This window comes from Nonomuraea sp. NPDC050404, assembly GCF_040655495.1.
GTDB lineage: Bacteria > Actinomycetota > Actinomycetes > Streptosporangiales > Streptosporangiaceae > Nonomuraea.
The window spans coordinates 1-1,989 of the sequence record NZ_JBFAKB010000089.1 but is presented as its reverse complement, the minus strand read 5'-3'; the positions used below and the strand labels follow the sequence as shown (position 1 = coordinate 1,989).

At 66.7% G+C, this 1,989-nt stretch carries 2 protein-coding genes; one reads left to right on the top strand and one right to left on the bottom strand.

The annotated features are described in order from the left end of the window. Positions 1 to 48 precede the first annotated feature (48 nt). Entirely contained in the window at positions 49 to 1,272 is a 1,224-nt protein-coding gene (locus AB0I81_RS63955; protein WP_360680682.1) for an IS30 family transposase, read from the top strand. 47 nt (positions 1,273 to 1,319) lie between these two features. Here AB0I81_RS63955 and AB0I81_RS63950 read toward each other — a convergent pair whose 3' ends face one another. Further along, positions 1,320 to 1,799, bottom strand: a complete 480-nt coding sequence (locus AB0I81_RS63950) for an AAA family ATPase (protein ID WP_360680679.1) — start codon at positions 1,797 to 1,799, stop codon at positions 1,320 to 1,322. Positions 1,800 to 1,989 lie beyond the last annotated feature (190 nt).

Below are 1,989 nucleotides of genomic sequence, written 5' to 3'. Positions count from 1 at the left end.
CCGCTTGTCTTCTAGTGGTCGTCGCAACACCCCAGTTGAGGGGATGCGATGGACTTCGAGATCCGGGAGGGTCGGGAACGCAGTCAAGGCCGCAGGGCTCTGTCCCGTGAGCGGGCGGCATACTTGCAGCTCGTGCAGCAGGGCTTGAGCAACAAGGAGGCGTGCCGGATCGTCGGCATCAACCTCCGTACCGGGCGGCGATGGCGGAACGGACGCAATCCGACCGGCAAGCACGTCGGGGCGCCACCAATCACATCGGCGGCGCCCCCAGACGTGCGGGGCCGCTATCTCAACGAGACCGAGCGGATCCACATCGCTGACCGGGTGCGGGAGAAGGCATCGATCCGGGAGATCGCGCGCGAACTCGGCCGCGCGCCCTCCACCATCAGCCGAGAGATTCACCGCAACGGCCACCCCGGCAACGGCCAGTACCGGCCGCACGCGGCCCAGGCCCGAGCCGACGCACGCCGGCCTCGCCCCAAGCGCGGCAAGATCGGGCAGAACTCCGAGTTACGGGCATACATTCAAGACCACCTGCACAAGCGCTGGAGCCCGGAGCAGATCTGCCAGAGCCTGCGCAAGAGCTTCCCGGAGCGGGCGGAGATGCATGTGTGCCACGAGAGCATCTACCAGGCGCTCTACGTCCAGGGCCGCGGCGAGCTGCGTCGCGAGCTGACCCGGGCGCTGCGCACCGGTCGCGCCATGCGCAAGCCCCGCCGCCTGGCCCAGCTGCGCCAGCCCCGCTTCAGCACACCCATGGTCATGATCAGCGAGCGACCCGCTGAGGTCGAGGATCGAGCCGTGCCCGGTCACTGGGAAGGGGACTGCATCATCGGCCAGAACGGCACCTCCGCCATCGGCACTCTCGTCGAGCGCAGCACCCGCTACGTGATGCTCGTCCACCTTCCGCACGGCCGCAGCGCCGAACTGATGCGGGAGGCTCTCACCCAGACCATCACGACCCTGCCACGCCACCTGCTGCGATCCCTCACCTGGGACCAGGGGTCAGAGATGGGCTCCCATGCCGCCTTCACCCTCGCCACCGACATCCCGATCTACTTCTGTGACCCGGCCAGCCCATGGCAGCGTGGCTCCAACGAGAACACCAACGGCCTGCTCCGCCAATACTTCCCCAAGGGCACCGACCTGTCCGTCCACACCCGCGACCAGCTCGACGCCGTCGCCGCCGAGCTGAACTCCCGTCCCCGCAAGACACTCGACTGGGACACCCCGGCTGACCGCCTGACAAGGCTCCTGGCGGCCCACGCCTAAACCCTGGAAGCGGTGAGGCTGGAGAAATCTGTTCCCGCGCTCCCTGCTCACGGCTTCGTCTGAGCCAGCTCCTCAAGCTGCTGCACGACCCTGTCGATCGGCACGGAAGTGTCGATCTCGACCGTGGAGGTGGCCCTGAGCAGCGGCTCCACGCTGGCCAGGTCACGCAGGATGGCCTCACGTTCTTCAGGGCGTTTACCGAAGGGATTGTTGGTCCGCGTCGCGATCCGAGCAAGCATGATGTCAACCGGCGCGCTGAGCAGGACGACATGGTCGAACTGCGGGTAGAACCGTCCCTGATTGGACTTACACCCGGCAATGAAGAGAGCGCCCTCACGATGGTTGGCGAGCAGGTCGCTGATGGCCGACTCCCGCCAGGCCCAATCGGTGGATCCGTCCGGCAGGGTCACCCAGTGACTCCACTGGTCGGTGTCGGTGTCCACGGCGCGATGACCCCGGGCGGCCAGCATCTCTAACGCCGTGGACTTGCCGGTGCCCGACATCCCCGTGACCAAGATCTTCGCCATCAGCCGAGGCTACCGGACCATACTCATCTCGGCCGGCTACCCGCCAGCCAGCCCCTGCTGGCGATCCGCAGCCTCCTGATCATGGGTTCCGCATCCCCCAAACCGGAAGGATACGGAACCCATCTGGCTCGCTATGCTTGCCGCCAGCAAGTGATCACCGTGTTGCGACGACCCCTTGAATGCGCCCCGA

Excerpts from the sequence above, each read along its gene's own strand:
- AB0I81_RS63955 (WP_360680682.1), top strand. The coding sequence starts at position 49 with ATGGACTTCGAGATCCGGGAGGGTCGGGAACGCAGTCAAGGCCGCAGG.
- AB0I81_RS63950 (WP_360680679.1), bottom strand. The coding sequence starts at position 1,799 with ATGGCGAAGATCTTGGTCACGGGGATGTCGGGCACCGGCAAGTCCACG.